Source organism: Mucilaginibacter sp. P2_A5, from assembly GCF_056404995.1.
The window spans coordinates 1-17,618 of sequence record NZ_JBFUCY010000001.1; the positions used below are offsets into that span (position 1 = coordinate 1).

Consider the following 17,618-nt stretch of genomic DNA (forward strand, 5'->3'; position numbering starts at 1 on the left):
ATAATTAAGCAACTTATGGCTCAGGAGAGCGATAGATAAAAAAGGCACGCTGCCATACGGGAATGCTGCTGATAACAGTATCACCAAAATGCTTACGCTATTTCCTGAAGCAAAACTCAGGGGCGGGTAAAAAACACCAGGAGCTAAACTGCTACGCTGCCATAAGTTGCTTTTCGCAAAATTCGGAAATAGCTTGTCATCTGCAATGCCATTATTTGTGCGCAAATAAAACTTACTCAGGATGACAGGGAAATTGGATATGTCATGGTGAGCCTGTCAAACCATAGCGGGCAAAGGCATCATTTTTAGCTTGCAGGTTAACCCCGATTTAACCCCATTTTAATTCCTGAATTGTGGCATAAATGTTTATTTTAGTCGGATATGCAATCTTTTGACTTAGATAAAACCGATCTCCTTCGCATCAAAACGGCCCTCGAGGCCGATGATGCTGAATTAGAGAAAGTTCTGAAGGAATATCACGCCTCGGAGATTGCTATATTATTTGAGCAGCTGCCCCAGGAAGACAAAGAAAGGATCATCAATATCCTGCCGACTGACGTTGCATCCGAAGTTTTATCCGAAATGGATGAGGAACACAGCCCAGGCGAGCTGCTGCTTAACCTTCATCCTGAAAAAAGAAGCGAGATAGTTGAAGAGCTGGATTATGACGATGCTACCGACATTATATCCCAGCTTGATGAAGACGAGCAGCAGGAAATATTAGAAGATATTGATGCCGATGATGCCAGCAGCATCCGCGCGCTTTTGAACTATGCCGAGGATACTGCCGGCGGTTTGATGAACTCCGAACTCATCAAAGTAAATATCCGGCTGGACAAAAAGGAAGCCCTGGATGAGATCATCCGCCAATCTGAAGAGATGGAGGAGTTTTACACCATTTACGTGGTTGACGATGCCGATACTTTGCAAGGCATCCTTTCTATAAAAGATGTCATAAAAGCCCATGCCGATGCCAGAGTGAGCGACCTGGTAAAACGTGACCCGGTATATGTAAGGGCCGAGCTTGACCAGGAAGAGGTTGCCCGCCTGATATCCCAATATAATTTAACAACCATCCCGGTTGTGGACGACCATATGAAACTGCTTGGCCGGGTTACCGTTGATGATATCATCGACGTAATGGAGCAGGAAAATACCGAAGATATATTAAAGATTTCGGGTGTATCTGAAGACGAGGAATTGAGCGGTAACTGGAAAGATGCTGTGAAAAGTCGTCTGCCATGGCTGGTTATTAACCTTGCTACCGCTTATTTGGCAGCATCAGTGATCCGTCATTTCGATGACACCGTATCGCAGGTGAAAGGCATCGCTGCTTATATGACTATTATTGCCGGCATGGGCGGTAATGCGGCCACACAGGCCCTTGCAGTTACGGTAAGGCGTATCTCGTTAAGTAACCTTACTGATAAGCAGGCTTACAACATAGTTATAAAAGAATTTTTAGTAGGCATGCTTAATGGCGCCGCAAACGGCCTGGTTGTTTTTTGCATTGCCTTGTTTTATGATGCCAACCCCATGCTTGGCCTCGTTTTGTTTTTAGCGATGACTGGTAACCTCATTATTGCCGGTATTACCGGTGCATCAATACCATTGGCATTAAAACGGGTAGGTATAGATCCGGCGGTAGCATCATCAATCATCATAACAACCTTTACAGATTGCGCCGGATTTTTATTGCCCTTGTACCTGGCTACCAAGCTTTTGTTGGGGCATTAAGCGTAAACTGGCGTTTTATGCGATATTATTATAAATTTGAACCATCAAAATTTGAGATATGACCGAAGTAAGATACGACTGGACAAAAGAAGAAATAGCTGAAATATACCATACCCCATTACTCGACCTGGTTTACCGCGCGGCAACTGTACACCGCGAAAATAAAGATTACGCCGAAGTACAGATCAGTTCGCTGATTTCAATTAAAACTGGCGGCTGCTCTGAGGATTGTGCATATTGCCCGCAGGCTGCCCGGTATAATACCGGTGTAGATGTACATGCCATGATGCCCAAAGATGAGGTTATTGCTGCTGCCGAAAAAGCGAAGGCCGGTGGTGCATCGCGTTTATGCATGGGTGCGGCCTGGCGCGAAGTACGCGATAACCGCGATTTTGATAAAGTGATTGATATGGTAAAAGCTGTTAATAGCCTTGATATGGAGGTTTGCTGTACACTGGGCATGCTTACCGAGAGCCAGGCGCAACGATTGGCAGATGCGGGCCTGTATGCCTATAACCATAATCTGGATACATCTGAAGAAGATTATAAACGTATTATCACCACCCGCACTTATGACGACAGGTTAAATACCCTTAAAAACGTACGTAAGGCGAAAATTACAGTTTGTAGTGGTGGCATAGTTGGTTTAGGCGAAACTGTTGAAGACAGGATCTCGATGCTGAAAACATTGTCAAACCTGCCTAAACACCCGGAATCGGTGCCTATCAATGCTTTGGTGCCTATAGCCGGTACACCACTGGCCGATCAGCCCCGTGTACCTATCTGGGATATGGTAAGGATGATTGCTACCGCCCGTATTATTATGCCACGTTCGGTTGTCCGTCTATCTGCCGGCCGCACCGAAATGAGTACTGTTGAGCAAGCCTTTTGTTTTATGGCAGGTGCCAGCTCTATTTTTGCAGGCGAAAAGCTTTTAACTACACCAAACCCGTCGTTTGATACCGATATGGCTATGTTTGAACTGCTTGGCCTTACACCACGCAAGGCCTTCAAAAACGGCCGCCCAAATGAGGTTAAAGAAATGGAAGCAGCAGGGTAGTTGCCCGTTGTTTTGAATAATGTTTTTTGTAAAGATGCATGTAATGCGTCTTTTTTATTTTACCTCCACCAATTGTTATTTCGACAGAGAAGCGATGGTAAGAACGGGCGGGCTTAAGAGAAACTATCTCTTAAGCGCAGGGAAAATCTTCTACGCCCTGCATCTCAACGGGCCCGTTGAGATGCAGGGCGTAGAAGATTCCTCCTCGTACCTCGTCGAAATGACAAGTTTTGGTAATTAGCGGAATTAATCCCTCATATTAATAAACTGCAACGGCTGGCCAAAGTTTTCGGTACGACATAGGCTGATCACCGCTTGCAGGTCGTCAATTTTTTTGCCTTGTACACGTACCTGGTCGTCCATGATAGAGGCTTGCACCTTAAGGCCGCTGTCTTTTATCTTTTTAACCAGCTTTTTGGATGTTTCTTTGTCGATACCTTCTTTAACCTTTATCTCCTTGCGGATCATGTTGCCCGAGGCATATTGCTCTTTACCAAAATCAAGGGCGCTTGAATCCAGGTGTTGTTTCACCATGCGGCCGATGATGGAATCCTGGATGGCTTTAAGGCGCATCTCATTTTCGGTTACAATAGTTATTTCATTGGTTTTTTTATCCAGGTCGATAGTGCTTTTTGAATCGTTAAAATCGTAACGGTTAAGTATTTCTTTTTTAGCTGTATTGATGGCGTTATCAAGCGTTTGACCATCTATTTTGCTTACTATATCAAATGTTGGCATAAGTAAAAGAGTTTATAATGTTTACAAAACTAATGTATTGTAAACATTTACACAGCTCCATTATCAATTTGTTTACATACCACACTAAATAATAATCATTAAAAACAGGTTTTATGTAGATGAGTTAATATTAAATTAACAAATAAATAAGCAGTTTTGTACACGTGGCCTAAGGGGCACAAATTTTATGGATAAACAACCACCATTAATTAACAGGGAAATAAGCTGGTTATATTTTAACGACAGGGTTTTGCAGGAAGCTGCCGATCCAACCGTGCCCCTAATTGAGCGCGTGCGCTTTTTGGCTATATTTTCATCAAACCTTGATGAGTTTTACAGGGTGAGGGTGGCTACCATGACCCGCCTTGCCGCTTTAAACGAAAAATCAAAAGAGATATTAGGTTATAACCCTAAAAAACTCCTTAACCAGATAAAGAACATTGTTGTAAAGCAGGAGCGGAAGTTTAATAACCTGTATGAAAATATCATTGTTAAACAGCTTGCCGAAGAAAAGATATTTATCCTGAATGACAAGCAGCTTAACGTAAGCCGGGGTGCCTTCGTTAAAAATTATTTCAGAGAAAAACTGCTGGCCACTTTGGTGCCTATCATGCTTGATGATAGCCTGCCGCTGCCAGAATTAAGAGATCGGGCGATTTACTTTTTTGTAAAGCTTACCAAAAATAAAAAAACACGCTTCGCACTTATTGAGTTTCCGGATAGCTTATCGAGATTTATTGTACTGCCCGAAACCAACAACCTGAAGTTTATTATCCTGCTGGATGATATTATCAGGTACAGCCTGGAAGATATATTTTTCATTTTTGAGCACGACAGCATCGAAGCATATTCCCTGCAGCTCACCCGCGATGCCGAACTTGACCTGGATAAGGAAGTGAGCGGCAAGTTCATAGATGCATTATCAAAAAGCCTTCAAAAACGCAAAAAAGGCACCCCGATGCGTTTGCTTTACGATACCGAGATGCCCATGGATATGTTAAAATACCTGGTGACTAAAATGGGGCTGCACGGCGAAAGCCTTATCCCCGGTAACAGGTATCATAACTTCAAGAATTTTATTTCGTTTCCCAACGTGGGCAGCCCCGATCTGGAGTTTGTTAAATATGCGGCTTTACCGGTAGAAGATCTGTCGTTTGGTAAAAGCTTGCTGGGCCTTATTGCAAAAAAAGATTATATGGTAAGCACGCCATATCAATCATATGATTACATCATCCACTTTTTGCGTGAAGCTGCTATCGATCCAAAAGTTAAAGAGATCAGCATAGCGGTTTACCGCCTTGCCGAAAATTCAAGAATTGTACACGCGTTGGTAAATGCGGCCAAAAATGGTAAAAAGGTGAACTGTTTGGTTGAATTGCGGGCAAGGTTTGATGAACAGAACAATATATTTTGGAGCAACAGGCTGGAGGAAGAGGGCGTGAACGTGTTGTATGGTATAGCAGGCTACAAAGTACACTCGAAGATATGCCTGGTTAGCCGCCTGGAAAAACAAAAGATTGTGCACTATGCCTGTTTGTCGACCGGCAACTTTAACGAAAAAACTGCAAGGATATACGCCGATCATACTTTGTTTACAGCAAATAAAAAAATAACCGACGATTTGGATATAGTGTTTAAAGCGCTCAAAAGGAATACCTTGCCCAGGGGACTAAAAAACCTGATTGTATCGCCAATTGATTCCAGGCCGGCTATTTATAAACTGATAGATAACGAGATAAAAAATGCGAAGGCAGGTAAAAAGGCTTACATGATCCTGAAAATGAATAGCCTTGCCGATGAAGGGCTGATAAGTAAACTTTACCAGGCAAGTAACGCGGGTGTTAAAATAAAAATGATCATCAGGGGCATGTGTTGTCTTGTACCGGGAGTGAAAGGTTTTAGCGAAAATATTGAAGTGATAAGTATCGTGGATAAATACCTGGAGCATGCACGCGTGCACATTTATTGTAACGGTGGGGATGAACTGATCTATCTTACTTCGGCCGATTTTATGAGCCGTAATATTGATACCAGGGTTGAAGTTGGTTTCCCGATTTTAGACCAACACTTAAAAAAGGAAGTTAAAGACATCATTAACATCCAATTGCAGGATAATACCAAGGCACGCGAAATAAATAGTGCAAATAGTAATAAATACCACAAAACCAACGCGGCCGAATCGCACCGGGCGCAAATAGAGATATACAATTACCTGAAAACTAAAAATAAATAAAGTTGAGATACGCAGCTATAGATATTGGTTCAAATGCAGTAAGGCTGCTGATTGCCGATATTATTGAAAATCACGGTTCCTTTTCGTTTAAAAAAAATACGTTGATCCGGGTGCCTCTGCGCCTGGGCGACGATGCCTTTATTCAGCACAACATCTCAGATAAAAAGGCGGCCGACCTGGTAAAATCAATGAGCGCTTTCCGCAATTTGATGGATGTTTACAAGGTAACCCACTACCTGGCCTATGCCACATCGGCCATGCGTGAAGCTACAAACGGCGAGGATGTTGTTAAACTGATTAAGGAGCAGGCGAATATCGACCTGGAGATTATCCATGGTTCCAAAGAAGCCAAAGTTATTTACGCCAGTCATGCCGAGCAGACTATCGATAAAAGCAAAAGCTATTTATACATTGATGTTGGCGGCGGCAGTACCGAACTTTCCTTGTTTTCGGCCGGAGAGTTGATGGCATCAAAATCGTTCAACATCGGCACTATCCGTATTCTGGATAACCAGGATACAGAAGAAACATGGGATGAAATGAAAGAGTTTATCCGCGAGCATACACGGGGGTATAAACAGTTACTGGGTATAGGCACAGGCGGCAATATCAATAAACTGCACCGTTTAGCCGAAGAGGGAGACGAGACCCCGATGGCTTTTACCAAGTTAAAATCATTATATACTTACCTTAATTCTTTCTCGCTTAAAGATCGTATCAATGTGCTTGGCTTAAACCAGGATAGGGCAGACGTTATTATCCCGGCCTGTGAAATTTATTTAACAGTTATGAAAAATGCGGGTATAAAACAGATATATGTACCCCGCGTAGGCATGGTAGATGGTATAATTCAAACGTTAATAGATACGAATTTATCTTAACAAAAAAATAACGTAAAAATATTTTTACAAATTTGCTTTATAATATAAAAACTGTTAGTACATTTGTAATGCCCTCTCAAGGGCATGTTTTTCATAGGTAGATGTAGGGTCGGGTACTTGTATTCGACCCTTTTTTATGCCCGTAACTTTTGCCTTTTTGGATTGTTGGAGAGATATAATGAAGAAGAAGATTGTAGTTGCCATTACAGGCGCCAGCGGCGCTATTTATGCCCACCTGTTGTTAAAAAAGTTAAATCAGCTAAAAGATCAGATTGCCGAAGTTGCCATTGTAATGTCGGATAACGCTAAAGATGTATGGCGCTTTGAGTTGGGCAACGACGACTATACCAAACAAGATTGCAAGTTTTACGCCAAGAACGATTTTATGGCGCCATTTGCCTCCGGATCGGCAAAGTTTGATACCATGGTAATTGTGCCTTGTTCTATGGGCACCCTTGGTCGCATAGCAGGAGGTATCTCCGACGATTTGATCAGCCGGGCTGCGGATGTAATATTGAAGGAGCGCCGCAAGCTCATCCTTGTTGCCCGCGATACACCTTTTAACCTTATCCACATCCGCAATATGGCCACTGTTACCGAGGCAGGAGGGATTATTTGCCCCGCCATACCATCGTACTACAGCAAACCTCAAACTATCGAAGAACTGGCGATGACTGTGGTTAACCGGGTTATTGATTTGATGGGATTGGATAATGAAAGCTATGAGTGGACGGGTATATAATTATTATTTATAGTTTTTTGGTTGTTATTTAATAGCTTAATTATTAGTGTCTTATGTTAATACGGACATATACATCCTAAATTACATTGGATTTTTTGCATACATCAGGAAAATGATTACCTTAGTTAAGCCAAAATAAAACCCCCGCTCACCTGAATAATGAAATCTAAGTCGACTGCATACATTTTATGGTTTTTTTTAGGCGTATTTGGCGCGCATAAGTTCTATCTTAATAAAGCAGGCATCGGTATACTTTATTTTTTCACACTTGGCCTGGCCGGTATCGGGTGGATTATCGACTTGTTTACCCTGGGCAGCCAGGTAGATGCCTGTAATGCTTTAATCAAACGGAGTTCCGGAGTTAAGAATGTTGTAAATGCACCCGATTATCGTAGCGCTGCCACACAGCCCAGCCTATCAGAGCAATTACATAAACTTCATATGCTAAAAGAAAAAGGCATTATAAGCGATGAAGAATACGCTCTCCAAAAGGCCAAGGTATTATCATAAGTTGCTTTTAGTTGTATCTTTATCAGTGCATGCTATTGGAAGGATTAGATACAAATAATTAACCCCAAAGTAAAATCACTAATTCAATAACTCACTAATTCACTAATTGCTTATCTTTGCACCCTTGCAATGAATAAGAAAGTCGCTTTTTATACACTTGGCTGTAAGCTTAATTACTCGGAAACCTCGTCCATAGGCCGAATGTTTACCCAGGCCGGTTACGATACGGTTGAGTTTTCAAACACACCCGATGTTTTTGTGATCAATACCTGCTCGGTAACCGAAAACGCCGACAAGAAGTGTAAAAAGATAGTTAAGGAAGCACTCAGGATCTCGCCGAATGCTTACGTAACCATTGTAGGGTGCTATGCCCAGTTAAAGCCACAGGAAATTGCCGAAATACCCGGAGTAGATATGGTACTTGGCGCTGCCGAAAAATTCCAGATTATTGATCATATTACCGACCTTACCAAAAAGCCAAAAGCAGTTGTATACAACCAGCCGGTAAGCGAAGCCAACCAGTTTGTGCCGGCCTATTCATTCGGCGATCGTACCCGTACGTTCCTGAAAGTTCAGGATGGTTGCGATTACTCCTGTACTTTTTGTACCATTCCATTGGCCCGCGGCGCCAGCAGGAGCGATACTATTGCCAATGTAATTGAACAAGCCAAACAGATAAGTGCTTCGGGAGTAAAAGAAATAGTGTTAACCGGTGTTAATCTGGGTGATTTCGGGATCCGCAACGGGCAACGGGAGGATAAGTTTTTTGACCTGGTTAAAGCCCTTGATGAGGTGGAAGGGATAGACAGGATCCGCATTTCATCCATCGAACCAAACCTGCTTACCGACGAGATTATTGCTTTTGTGTCTACCTCAAAACGGTTTGTTCCACATTTTCACATCCCGCTGCAATCAGGATCAGATAAAATACTCGGCCTGATGCGTCGTCGCTATAAACGCGATTTGTATGTAAACCGCGTAGCCAAAATAAAACAACTGATGCCCGATTGCTGTATCGGCGTTGATGTTATTGTGGGTTTCCCCGGCGAGACACGCGAAGATTTTATAGATACTTATAATTTTTTAAACGATCTGAACGTTTCATACCTGCACGTATTTACTTACTCAGAAAGGGAAAATACCCTGGCTGCCGAAATGAAAGGTACCGTACCCGGATCAACCCGTGCGGACAGGAGTAAAATGCTGCACATATTATCCGACAAAAAACGCCGGGCTTTTTACGAAACCCAGATTGGTAAAACCGATGAGGTTTTATTTGAAGGAGATATAAAAGAAGGCTTTATGCACGGCTTTACCCGCAACTATGTTAAAGTAAAAGTCAAATACGATCCGGTATTGGTAAACGAACTTAAAAAGGTTTGCTTAACAAATATTTCATCGGATGGTGATGTCGAAATAACAGAAGGCGAAGAAATATTAGTTCATTAAAACGCTATCTTCGCTTCAAAATACAACCTATGTTCCCAACCATAACATCGCTTCTGCAATATCTTTTCGGTTTCAACTTCCCATTGCCTATACAAACATTTGGTTTTTTTGTGGCGATAGCTTTTATGGCAGCATACTGGGCTTTTGTGCAGGAATTTAAGCGAAAAGAAAAGCTGGGGATTCTTCATTCATCTAAAAGAACAGTTCTTGTTGGTCAGCCTGCTTCAGTAGCCGAATTGACCGGCAACGCTGTATTTGGTTTTATTTTGGGATATAAATTAATCGATTCGGCATTAAATTATCATGCCCTTTTAGATGATACACAAGGTTTCTTGTTATCCCTGCGAGGCAATTGGATTGGCGGTATCATAGGTGCGGCAGCTTTTGCTTACTGGGCATATTACGAAAGCGAAAAGCAGAAACTGCCCAAGCCCGAAAATAGGGAAGTAACCGTACACCCGTACGAAATGATGGGCAGCATTTTATTGTGGGCTGCTATATTCGGCTTTGCGGGTGCTAAATTATTTAATGCCCTTGAAAACTGGGGCGATTTTATGAAAGACCCGGTTGGGATGCTGGTTGGTTTTAGCGGTCTAACTTTTTACGGTGGCCTTATCTGCGGTGGTGCCGCTGTATTATACATTGCCAATAAAAACGGCGTTAAGCCTTTAGATATGCTGGATATTGGCGGGCCGGGCATGATGCTGGCCTATGCATTGGGCCGTGTTGGTTGCCAGATGTCGGGCGATGGTGATTGGGGGATAGTTAACCTTGAGCCGAAACCAGGCTGGTTGAGTTGGGCGCCTGATTGGGCATGGGCTTTTAAATTTCCTCACAATGTTAATGATGAAGGCGTTCCATTGGCAAATTGTGTAGGTAAATTTTGTCACGAATTGCAATATCCGGTTTATCCAACATCTTTATACGAATGTATCATCTGCTTGTTATTATTTGCGTTCCTGTGGAGTATCCGCAAACGGATAAAAAATTCAGGTGTGCTATTCGGTATTTATATGATATTAGCCGGCGTTGAACGGTTTTTTATTGAATTGATCCGAGTAAATACAAAATATCACGTGGCTGGTATCAGCTTTACCCAGGCCGAATTAATCTCGCTGATTATGGTTATCGGTGGTGCTGTGTTAATTGTAAATGGTTTGAAAAATAAAAAAACAGCTACGTTACAGCATGGCTAATAAAAAACAGGCTCATAAGCTGTTAAATAACCAGGTATTCAGGTTTGTGCTTTCGGCTGGCGCCGGTTTTGTGGTCGATATCTCTGCCTTTTATCTTTTTTATCATAACCTGTTGGCCAGGCATACTTACCTCATAGGTACATACACTTTCCGTAATTCTACTTTATCGTTAGCTATATCATTTTTACTTGGGGTTATCGTTAATTTTGCCATTACGCGTGCGCTTGTTTTCACCGAATCAAAATTATCTGCTTATAAACAGTTTTCTCGTTTTGTTGCAGTAGCTTGTGTAGGTTTTTTTGCAAACCTGGCGCTTATAAAAGTATTAATTCAGTTTTTCGGTATTTATCCCCCGGTAGCCCGTATAGGTGCGGCTTTAAGCTTGTTTTTTGCGAGCTTTTTTATTCATAAGGTATTTTCATTCAGCTTATCATTACGTAAACATGCAACTGCAAAACATAACGCAACAAGTAATTGAAATAGCCAAACAGGCAGGCGAATTTATCAGGCAGGAACGCAAAGCATTCGACCCTGACAAAATTGAATATAAAGGCCTGAACGATATGGTCTCATACGTCGATCAAACCGCCGAACGAATCATTGTTGAAGGCTTAAAAAAAGTACTGCCCGAATCTGGCTTTATTACCGAAGAAAAAACCACCACAATAGTAGGTGAGCGATATAACTGGATCATCGACCCTTTGGATGGCACTACCAATTTTATTCACGGCCTGCCGGCTTATTCGGTAAGTATAGCACTAAAAGAATATGATGAGCTGGTAGCCGGCGTAGTGTACGAAATAAACCAGGATGAATGTTTTTATGCGTGGAAAGGGGCTCCGGCTTACCGGAACGGTAAAGAGATTCATGTAAGCAAAAATGCCACGGTTAGCACCAGCCTGATTGCTACGGGTTTTCCTTACTACGATTTCAGCAAGCAGGCCCAATATATCGAACTATTTACCGAATTGATGAAAAGCAGCCACGGCCTGCGCCGCATTGGTTCGGCAGCTGTCGACCTGGTTTACACCGCCTGTGGCCGGTTTGATGCCTTTTACGAATACAACCTGAACGCCTGGGACGTGGCAGCCGGAATAGTAATTGTTAAACAAGCAGGTGGCGATATTGTGAACTTTAAGGGAGGGAGTGAAGTATTGGAAGCAAGGGAGCTATTAGCAAGCAATGGTAAGATAACACAGGAGATGCTGACGGCGATACAAAAGTATTTTAAGTAATACACACGAATAGCACGAATTGAATCGAATTACATACACACGAATTCCACGAATTGAATCGAATTTCACGAATTTTAATAAATACGAATTTTATAGATTAGATAGAATTGCCACAAATGCAATGGCACCAATCTATCCGGACACTGATTTGTGCTATTCGGATAAATTGGTGCCATTCGTCTTTCTAATTCAATTCGTGAAATTCGAATAAATCAGTGCAATTAGTGTGCATTATAATGCTTCAGATACCACTTCGGTAACTTCAGGAACCATACGTTTAAGTAGGTTTTCGATGCCGGCCTTAAGTGTTATTGTTGATGACGGGCAACCGCTGCATGAACCGCGAAGCTCGACAGTTACCACGCCTTCGTTAAACGAACGATAGGAGATAGCACCGCCATCCTGTTCAACGGCCGGGCGAACGTAATCATGTAATATCTGCTGAATTTTAACTTCAGTTTCAGATCCTTCAAAGTTTGTTTCTTCAGACTGCTCTTCTAATTGGATCTTCAGTTCCGATTCAACCGCGCCTTTTACAAACTCCTTCATGATCGGTTCAACATCGGCCCAGTCGCTTTCATCGGTTTTAGTGATGGTAACGAAGTTGCTGGCGAAGAAAACACCATTTACAAACGAAAATTTATATAACTCCTTAGCGAAAGGTGATTTATCGGCGCTTTCTTTAGTAGCGAAATCGACACTGCCATTAATCAGCAACTTGTTCACAATGAACTTCATAGTTGCCGGGTTTGGCGTTGATTCGGTATATACGTTGATATTCATCGAAATTCTATTTAGATTAATTAAACAAATTTAATCACCTTTTTGATTTAAATACAATACTAAAATTGTTATGACGGGCAGATGATAGATGTGCAGTACCTCTATGTCATTGCGAGCGTAGCGTGGCAATCGCGAACTATGCAATTTCGATATGCACAGTTCGCGATTGCTTCGTACCTCGCAATGACATAGTATTAAATCCCCGTATAATTCAAAGGCGTAATCTTCTTTAACTCAGCCTTAACTTCCCCGCTAACATTTAACCTATCAACAAACCCGGCAATAGCCTGCGCGTTTATCTGCTGGTTTGTGCGGGTAAGGTCTTTTAATGCCTCATATGGGTTAGGGTAGCCTTCGCGCCTTAATATAGTTTGGATGGCTTCGGCAACTACCGGCCAATTGGCTTCCAGGTCGGCAGTGATGGCGTCCTGGTTAAGGAGTAATTTGTTTAAGCCTTTAATGGTTGATTTTATGGCGATAAGCGTATGTGCTACCGGTACGCCAATGTTGCGCAACACTGTCGAATCGGTTAAATCGCGTTGCAATCTAGATATAGGCAATTTAGCAGCCAGGTGTTCAAATAGCGCGTTAGCAATACCTAAGTTACCTTCCGAGTTTTCAAAATCAATCGGGTTAACCTTGTGTGGCATGGCCGATGAACCTACTTCGCCTGCTTTTATCTTTTGCTTAAAGTAGTTCATGGATATGTAAGTCCACATATCGCGGTCAAGGTCTATCAGTATATTGTTGATGCGTTTTAAAGCATCGCATTGGGCTGCAAAGTTATCGTAATGCTCAATCTGGGTAGTAAACTGCGAGCGGCTCAGTCCTAAAATATCATTTACAAAATGGTTTCCAAAAGCTTTCCAGTCCTTATCTGGATAAGCAATATGGTGCGCGTTGAAATTACCCGTAGCGCCCCCAAATTTGGCCGAGTATTTTACTGATTTTAAAATCTCCAGCTGGCCCTCAAGCCGCTCTACAAAAACCTCAATCTCTTTGCCAAGTCTTGTCGGCGAGGCTGGTTGCCCGTGTGTATGCGCCAACAATGGGATATCTTTCCAATCGGCAGCATAACCTTTTAATGTATCAATTAGCTGGCTGATAGCGGGGTAGTAGGTGTTGTTTATAGCAAGTTTAAACGTGTAAGGAATAGCTGTATTGTTGATATCCTGCGATGTTAAACCAAAGTGGATAAACTCCTTAAACGCATCTAAACCGCCTAATTTATCAAACTCATTTTTGATAAAATACTCTACGGCTTTTACATCGTGATTAGTAGTTTTCTCAATCTCCTTGATGCTTTGGGCATCGGCTTCGGTAAAGTTTTTATAAATATCGCGTAACTTTTCTACCAAACAGACATCAAAACCCTGTAACTGAGGCAATGGATATTCAACCAATGCGATAAAATATTCAATCTCGACAAATACACGGTATTTGATCAGGGCGTATTCAGAAAAGTAATCAGCAAGTTCGGCGGTGGTGTTTCGGTAACGGCCATCAATTGGCGAAATTGCAGAAAGCGGAGACAAGTTCATTGAAATATAATTTTTTGCAAAGATAAGCATTTAGATGTGCAGACGGGTTGAATTTGAGGATTTGAAAATTTGAAGATTTGAAAATGGCTGGGGTGAATTTGAGGATTTGAAAATTTGAAGATTTGAAAATGCCTAGAATGAATTTAAGCATATGAAAATTTGGAGATTTGAAAATGGCCGAAAGTCCTTGATCTTATAATTTTCAAATTTTTAAATCCTCAAATTTTCAAATAAACAGGCCTTTTGTCTTAAAAAAGTCATTTCCGATGGAAACTTTGAAATCAAAAAATGTTTCCTTAGTTTTGACTCGGAAAGTCAATGAGTCAAATAGAAAGAATAATTGAGGGTGGCGAAGAGCTGTTTTTAAAGGCAGGCATCAAGAGCGTAACCATGGACGATATAGCCAGGCACCTGGGCATGTCGAAAAAAACCATATACCAGTTTTTTAAAGACAAAAACGAATTGGTAACAGCAATGGTTAAAAAAAAGCTGAAAGAGGATGAGGAGCAAATGATTGAGTTCATCAGTAAATCGGCTAACGTGATAGAGGAAATGATCAATATGACCAAATGCTCTGAGGATATGTTTTCGCGTATCAACCCGATAGTAATTCATGACATGCAAAAGTATCATCCTGATGCCTGGAAGGTTTTTCAGCAATTTAAAAATGAGGTTTTGATCAGCACCCTGGAAGAATTATTAACAAAAGGTATTAAACAAGGTTACATAAGGCCCGAAATTGACGTAAAGATAGTTGCGCGCATGAGGGTAAACACCGTGGAACTTGGATTTAACACCACGATATTCCCGATAGCGGAGTTTAATACCTGGAAAGTACAGGTGCAATTTTTAGATCATTTTAACTATGGAATTTGCACACTTAAAGGGTATAAGCTTTTAAATCAGTACAGGAACATACAAGAAGATTAATTTAATACTGCTGACATAAGGCTGTCAAAATCAGCCACGATATTTGAGGCAGAATAGATGAAAAATCACCAAACAACTATATACACAATGAAATATTTACTTTTTACGGCCACATTTTTTTGTGCTATAGCCTTTAAAAGCTATGCTCAGGAAACGCCACCTAATAGCCAGACTTTTAACTTCAGCGTGCAGGATTGCGTTAATTATGCTTATGAGCACCAGAATACCGTGGTTAATGCAGGCCTTGATGTTAAAAGTGCCGAATATAAAATTAAGGAAACAACAGGTACCGGCTTGCCGCAGGTGAGTGGTACCGCATCATTTACCGATTATCTTAAAGTACCGACAAGTTTATTACCTGGTGAGTTTTTTGGCGCTCCGGGTACCTTTATCCCGGTGAAGTTTGGTGTGAAGTACAATTCAAACTTAGGCTTAAGTTTAACACAAAAAATATTCGACGGGAGTTATTTTGTTGGCTTAAAGGCTTCAAAAACCTATAAAGAGTTGTCTGAGCGTAGTTATACCCGTACCAAAATTGAAGCTAACGTAGCCGTAACAAAGGCTTATTACCAGGTTTTGGTAAGCAATGAGCAAATAAAATTGTACGATGCAAACATTACTCAGTTAAAGCAACAGCTTGATCAAACAGTAGCGCAAAACAAGCAGGGTTTTGTTGAAAAAATTGATGTTGACCGCATAACTGTTCAATACAATAACCTGATAACTAACCGCGAAAATGTGGTACGCTCGCTTGCACTGAATTATCAGATGTTAAAATTTCAGATGGGTATGCCAATTGAATATAACTTAACGCTTAAAGATAAATTGGTTGATATTAAGTTAGATAATAACGTGGCAGAATTAGGCACCGATACTGCCTTTTATCATAAGCGCATTGAGTATGCTTTACAGGAGACCGATAAAAAAGTAAATGAACTGCTGCTCCAAAACAAAAAAGCGGCGTATTTACCTACATTGAATTTCAATGGCAATTATGCTGCATCGTATCAGGATAATAGCTTTGGAAATTTATATAAAAACTCTTTTCCGTCCAGTTATATAGGCCTGTCATTAAACGTACCTATTTTTAGCAGTGGTCAGCGCAGTAACCAGGTAAAAGAGGCGAAAATTTCGTTAATGCAGTCGCAAAACAACCTCGTGAATTTAAAAAACTCGCTAAACCTGAATGCTAAAATGGCCTCTGTTGCCTATATTAATGGTTTACAAACGTTAAACAATCAAAAAGCCAACCAGGCACTGGCGCAGGAGGTTTTAAGGGTATCAAAAATAAAATACCAGCAGGGGGTAGGCTCAAGCATTGAGGTTACGGAGGCACAAACCGCACTCGAAGAAACCGACAACAAATATATTCAGGGATTATATGATGCACTGGTAAGTAAAGTTGACCTTGACAAAGCTTACGGACGAATTCAATAAAACACAAACTAAACTCACTATATAAAAACGACATGAAAAAAATATTATACATACCGGTTTTGGTTCTTTTGGCAGCAGCTTGCACAAATAAACCGAAAGACAAGAAAACGGAACTTGCCGACCTTAAAAAACAGCAGGCCGACTTAAACGCAAAGATTACCAAGCTACAAGCTGAGGTGGGCACAACCGATTCGGCTAAAACTACGGATGTAAGCACTGTAGTCTTAAAATCAGGTACGTTTACTAATTATGTGCAAGTGCAAGGTAAAATTGATGCACAGGATAACGTAACAGTTTATCCGCAGGTGGCGGCCATTGTTACCTCTTTAAATGTAAAACCCGGAGATCATGTAAGTAAAGGACAAATACTTGCAAAATTGGACAATAGTGTATTGCAACAAAATATTGCCCAAAGTGAAACACAGGTGAGCTTAAATCAAACGCTATATGATCGTCAAAAAAATCTTTGGGATCAAAAAATAGGTACAGAAGTACAGTATTTAACGGCGCAAACTACGCTGCAAGGTAGCAAAAAAGCTTTGGCCGCACTTAAACAACAAGCGAGCCAATATCGCATTGTTTCGCCTATTAATGGTACTGTTGACCAGATGGACCTTAAATTGGGGCAGTCAGCTACACCGGGCCAAACATTAGGCATCCGCATTGTAAATGCTGATATGTTAAAAGTTAAGGCCGATGTACCCGAATCATATTCGGGCAGCATAAATACAGGTAATGAAGTGAAAATTTTAGTGCCGGACGCGAAAGATTCATTAATTACAAAGGTGACTTTTGCCGCCAAGGTGATTGACCCTTCGTCTCGCAGTTTTGGTGTGGAAATTAAACTGCCGGTACGTAAAACACTTCGCCCTAATATGACTGCCATTATACAAATTGCCAATTACACTAAATCGAATACCATAACGGTGCCGGTAAAAGCAATCCAAAAATCAGAATCAGGTGATTATGTTTTTCTTGATCAAAATGGCATCGCTAAAAAAGTAAATGTTAAATCGGGGGCAACCTACGGCGGCCAAACAGAAATATTATCAGGATTAAAAGCCGGCGATATGTTAGTTACCGACGGCGCTACCGAAATTGAGGATGGTGATAAAATTAAGGTTTTAGAGTCAGCGAAATAATTTA

General features: G+C 41.3%; 17 protein-coding genes. 13 read left to right on the forward strand and 4 right to left on the reverse strand.

Translation table 11 applies throughout. The features are described 5' to 3' along the window. Positions 1-225 (reverse strand): hypothetical protein (locus AC1DXF_RS00005; RefSeq protein WP_477444816.1); only part of this gene is annotated, 225 nt, incomplete at its 3' end. A 156-nt stretch (positions 226-381) separates the two neighbouring features. Between AC1DXF_RS00005 and mgtE the strand changes: the two genes are divergently transcribed. Continuing rightward, complete coding sequence (gene mgtE, locus AC1DXF_RS00010; RefSeq protein WP_477444818.1) at positions 382-1,737, forward strand: magnesium transporter; 1,356 nt, start codon at positions 382-384, stop codon at positions 1,735-1,737. 58 nt (positions 1,738-1,795) lie between these two features. Further along, on the forward strand, positions 1,796-2,797 hold the full coding sequence (gene bioB / locus AC1DXF_RS00015; protein WP_090652680.1) for a biotin synthase BioB: 1,002 nt from the start codon (positions 1,796-1,798) through the stop codon (positions 2,795-2,797). A gap of 246 nt (positions 2,798-3,043) precedes the next feature. On the opposite strand, the gene AC1DXF_RS00020 is transcribed toward bioB, so the two are convergent. Beyond that, positions 3,044-3,535 (reverse strand): YajQ family cyclic di-GMP-binding protein, encoded by a 492-nt coding sequence (locus AC1DXF_RS00020; protein WP_439697824.1) that lies wholly within the window; start codon positions 3,533-3,535, stop codon positions 3,044-3,046. A 187-nt stretch (positions 3,536-3,722) separates the two neighbouring features. On the opposite strand from AC1DXF_RS00020, the gene ppk1 reads away from it, so the two are divergent. The 8 genes from ppk1 (at position 3,723) to AC1DXF_RS00060 (ending at position 11,781) form a co-directional block, all read left to right on the forward strand. Next, positions 3,723-5,768 carry a polyphosphate kinase 1 gene (gene ppk1 / locus AC1DXF_RS00025; protein ID WP_477444820.1) on the forward strand — a complete coding sequence of 682 codons (2,046 nt, stop codon included), beginning with the start codon at positions 3,723-3,725 and terminating at the stop codon, positions 5,766-5,768. Positions 5,769-5,770: 2 nt separating this feature from the next. After that, on the forward strand, positions 5,771-6,649 hold the full coding sequence (locus AC1DXF_RS00030) for a Ppx/GppA phosphatase family protein (protein ID WP_477444822.1): 879 nt from the start codon (positions 5,771-5,773) through the stop codon (positions 6,647-6,649). A 178-nt stretch (positions 6,650-6,827) separates the two neighbouring features. Further along, entirely contained in the window at positions 6,828-7,391 is a 564-nt protein-coding gene (locus AC1DXF_RS00035; RefSeq protein WP_477444824.1) for a UbiX family flavin prenyltransferase, read from the forward strand. Between the two features lie 159 nt (positions 7,392-7,550). Next, a complete protein-coding gene (locus tag AC1DXF_RS00040; protein ID WP_477444826.1) occupies positions 7,551-7,901 on the forward strand; it encodes an NINE protein in 351 nt (116 codons plus the stop codon). Positions 7,902-8,030: 129 nt separating this feature from the next. After that, positions 8,031-9,350 carry a tRNA (N(6)-L-threonylcarbamoyladenosine(37)-C(2))-methylthiotransferase MtaB gene (gene mtaB / locus AC1DXF_RS00045; protein ID WP_477444828.1) on the forward strand — a complete coding sequence of 440 codons (1,320 nt, stop codon included), beginning with the start codon at positions 8,031-8,033 and terminating at the stop codon, positions 9,348-9,350. Between the two features lie 29 nt (positions 9,351-9,379). Continuing rightward, positions 9,380-10,546, forward strand: a complete 1,167-nt coding sequence (locus AC1DXF_RS00050; protein WP_477444830.1) for a prolipoprotein diacylglyceryl transferase — start codon at positions 9,380-9,382, stop codon at positions 10,544-10,546. Further along, a complete protein-coding gene (locus tag AC1DXF_RS00055) occupies positions 10,539-11,024 on the forward strand; it encodes a GtrA family protein (RefSeq protein ID WP_477444832.1) in 486 nt (161 codons plus the stop codon). Before AC1DXF_RS00050 ends, AC1DXF_RS00055 begins: the two co-directional genes overlap by 8 nt. Then, positions 10,990-11,781, forward strand: coding sequence for an inositol monophosphatase family protein (locus AC1DXF_RS00060; protein ID WP_477444834.1), 792 nt, complete (start codon positions 10,990-10,992; stop codon positions 11,779-11,781). Before AC1DXF_RS00055 ends, AC1DXF_RS00060 begins: the two co-directional genes overlap by 35 nt. Before the next feature lie 231 nt (positions 11,782-12,012). Here the strand turns inward: AC1DXF_RS00060 and AC1DXF_RS00065 are convergent, their stop codons facing one another. Together AC1DXF_RS00065 and purB are read right to left on the reverse strand one after the other, a co-directional pair. Further along, positions 12,013-12,564, reverse strand: a complete 552-nt coding sequence (locus AC1DXF_RS00065) for a NifU family protein (protein ID WP_090652670.1) — start codon at positions 12,562-12,564, stop codon at positions 12,013-12,015. A 194-nt stretch (positions 12,565-12,758) separates the two neighbouring features. Then, complete coding sequence (gene purB, locus AC1DXF_RS00070) at positions 12,759-14,105, reverse strand: adenylosuccinate lyase (protein WP_477444836.1); 1,347 nt, start codon at positions 14,103-14,105, stop codon at positions 12,759-12,761. Positions 14,106-14,423: 318 nt separating this feature from the next. Between purB and AC1DXF_RS00075 the strand changes: the two genes are divergently transcribed. The 3 genes from AC1DXF_RS00075 to AC1DXF_RS00085 all read left to right on the forward strand — a co-directional run bounded on the left by AC1DXF_RS00075 (position 14,424) and on the right by AC1DXF_RS00085 (position 17,614). Next, positions 14,424-15,035, forward strand: coding sequence for a TetR/AcrR family transcriptional regulator (locus tag AC1DXF_RS00075; RefSeq protein ID WP_477444838.1), 612 nt, complete (start codon positions 14,424-14,426; stop codon positions 15,033-15,035). A gap of 87 nt (positions 15,036-15,122) precedes the next feature. After that, positions 15,123-16,472: a TolC family protein gene (locus AC1DXF_RS00080; protein ID WP_477444840.1), complete on the forward strand. Its 1,350-nt coding sequence runs from the start codon at positions 15,123-15,125 to the stop codon at positions 16,470-16,472. Between the two features lie 32 nt (positions 16,473-16,504). Next, on the forward strand, positions 16,505-17,614 hold the full coding sequence (locus AC1DXF_RS00085) for an efflux RND transporter periplasmic adaptor subunit (protein ID WP_477444842.1): 1,110 nt from the start codon (positions 16,505-16,507) through the stop codon (positions 17,612-17,614). Positions 17,615-17,618: the final 4 nt, after the last annotated feature.

What these genes read in the sequence shown, in the direction of transcription:
- AC1DXF_RS00050 (WP_477444830.1), top strand. Translation starts at nt 9,380, where the DNA reads ATGTTCCCAACCATAACATCGCTTCTGCAATATCTTTTCGGTTTCAAC.
- AC1DXF_RS00055 (WP_477444832.1), top strand. Translation starts at nt 10,539, where the DNA reads ATGGCTAATAAAAAACAGGCTCATAAGCTGTTAAATAACCAGGTATTC.
- AC1DXF_RS00035 (WP_477444824.1), top strand. Translation starts at nt 6,828, where the DNA reads ATGAAGAAGAAGATTGTAGTTGCCATTACAGGCGCCAGCGGCGCTATT.
- bioB (WP_090652680.1), top strand. Translation starts at nt 1,796, where the DNA reads ATGACCGAAGTAAGATACGACTGGACAAAAGAAGAAATAGCTGAAATA.
- ppk1 (WP_477444820.1), top strand. Translation starts at nt 3,723, where the DNA reads ATGGATAAACAACCACCATTAATTAACAGGGAAATAAGCTGGTTATAT.
- AC1DXF_RS00065 (WP_090652670.1), bottom strand. Translation starts at nt 12,564, where the DNA reads ATGAATATCAACGTATATACCGAATCAACGCCAAACCCGGCAACTATG.
- AC1DXF_RS00080 (WP_477444840.1), top strand. Translation starts at nt 15,123, where the DNA reads ATGAAATATTTACTTTTTACGGCCACATTTTTTTGTGCTATAGCCTTT.
- AC1DXF_RS00020 (WP_439697824.1), bottom strand. Translation starts at nt 3,535, where the DNA reads ATGCCAACATTTGATATAGTAAGCAAAATAGATGGTCAAACGCTTGAT.
- AC1DXF_RS00075 (WP_477444838.1), top strand. Translation starts at nt 14,424, where the DNA reads ATGAGTCAAATAGAAAGAATAATTGAGGGTGGCGAAGAGCTGTTTTTA.
- AC1DXF_RS00085 (WP_477444842.1), top strand. Translation starts at nt 16,505, where the DNA reads ATGAAAAAAATATTATACATACCGGTTTTGGTTCTTTTGGCAGCAGCT.
- AC1DXF_RS00040 (WP_477444826.1), top strand. Translation starts at nt 7,551, where the DNA reads ATGAAATCTAAGTCGACTGCATACATTTTATGGTTTTTTTTAGGCGTA.
- AC1DXF_RS00060 (WP_477444834.1), top strand. Translation starts at nt 10,990, where the DNA reads ATGCAACTGCAAAACATAACGCAACAAGTAATTGAAATAGCCAAACAG.
- mtaB (WP_477444828.1), top strand. Translation starts at nt 8,031, where the DNA reads ATGAATAAGAAAGTCGCTTTTTATACACTTGGCTGTAAGCTTAATTAC.
- mgtE (WP_477444818.1), top strand. Translation starts at nt 382, where the DNA reads ATGCAATCTTTTGACTTAGATAAAACCGATCTCCTTCGCATCAAAACG.
- purB (WP_477444836.1), bottom strand. Translation starts at nt 14,105, where the DNA reads ATGAACTTGTCTCCGCTTTCTGCAATTTCGCCAATTGATGGCCGTTAC.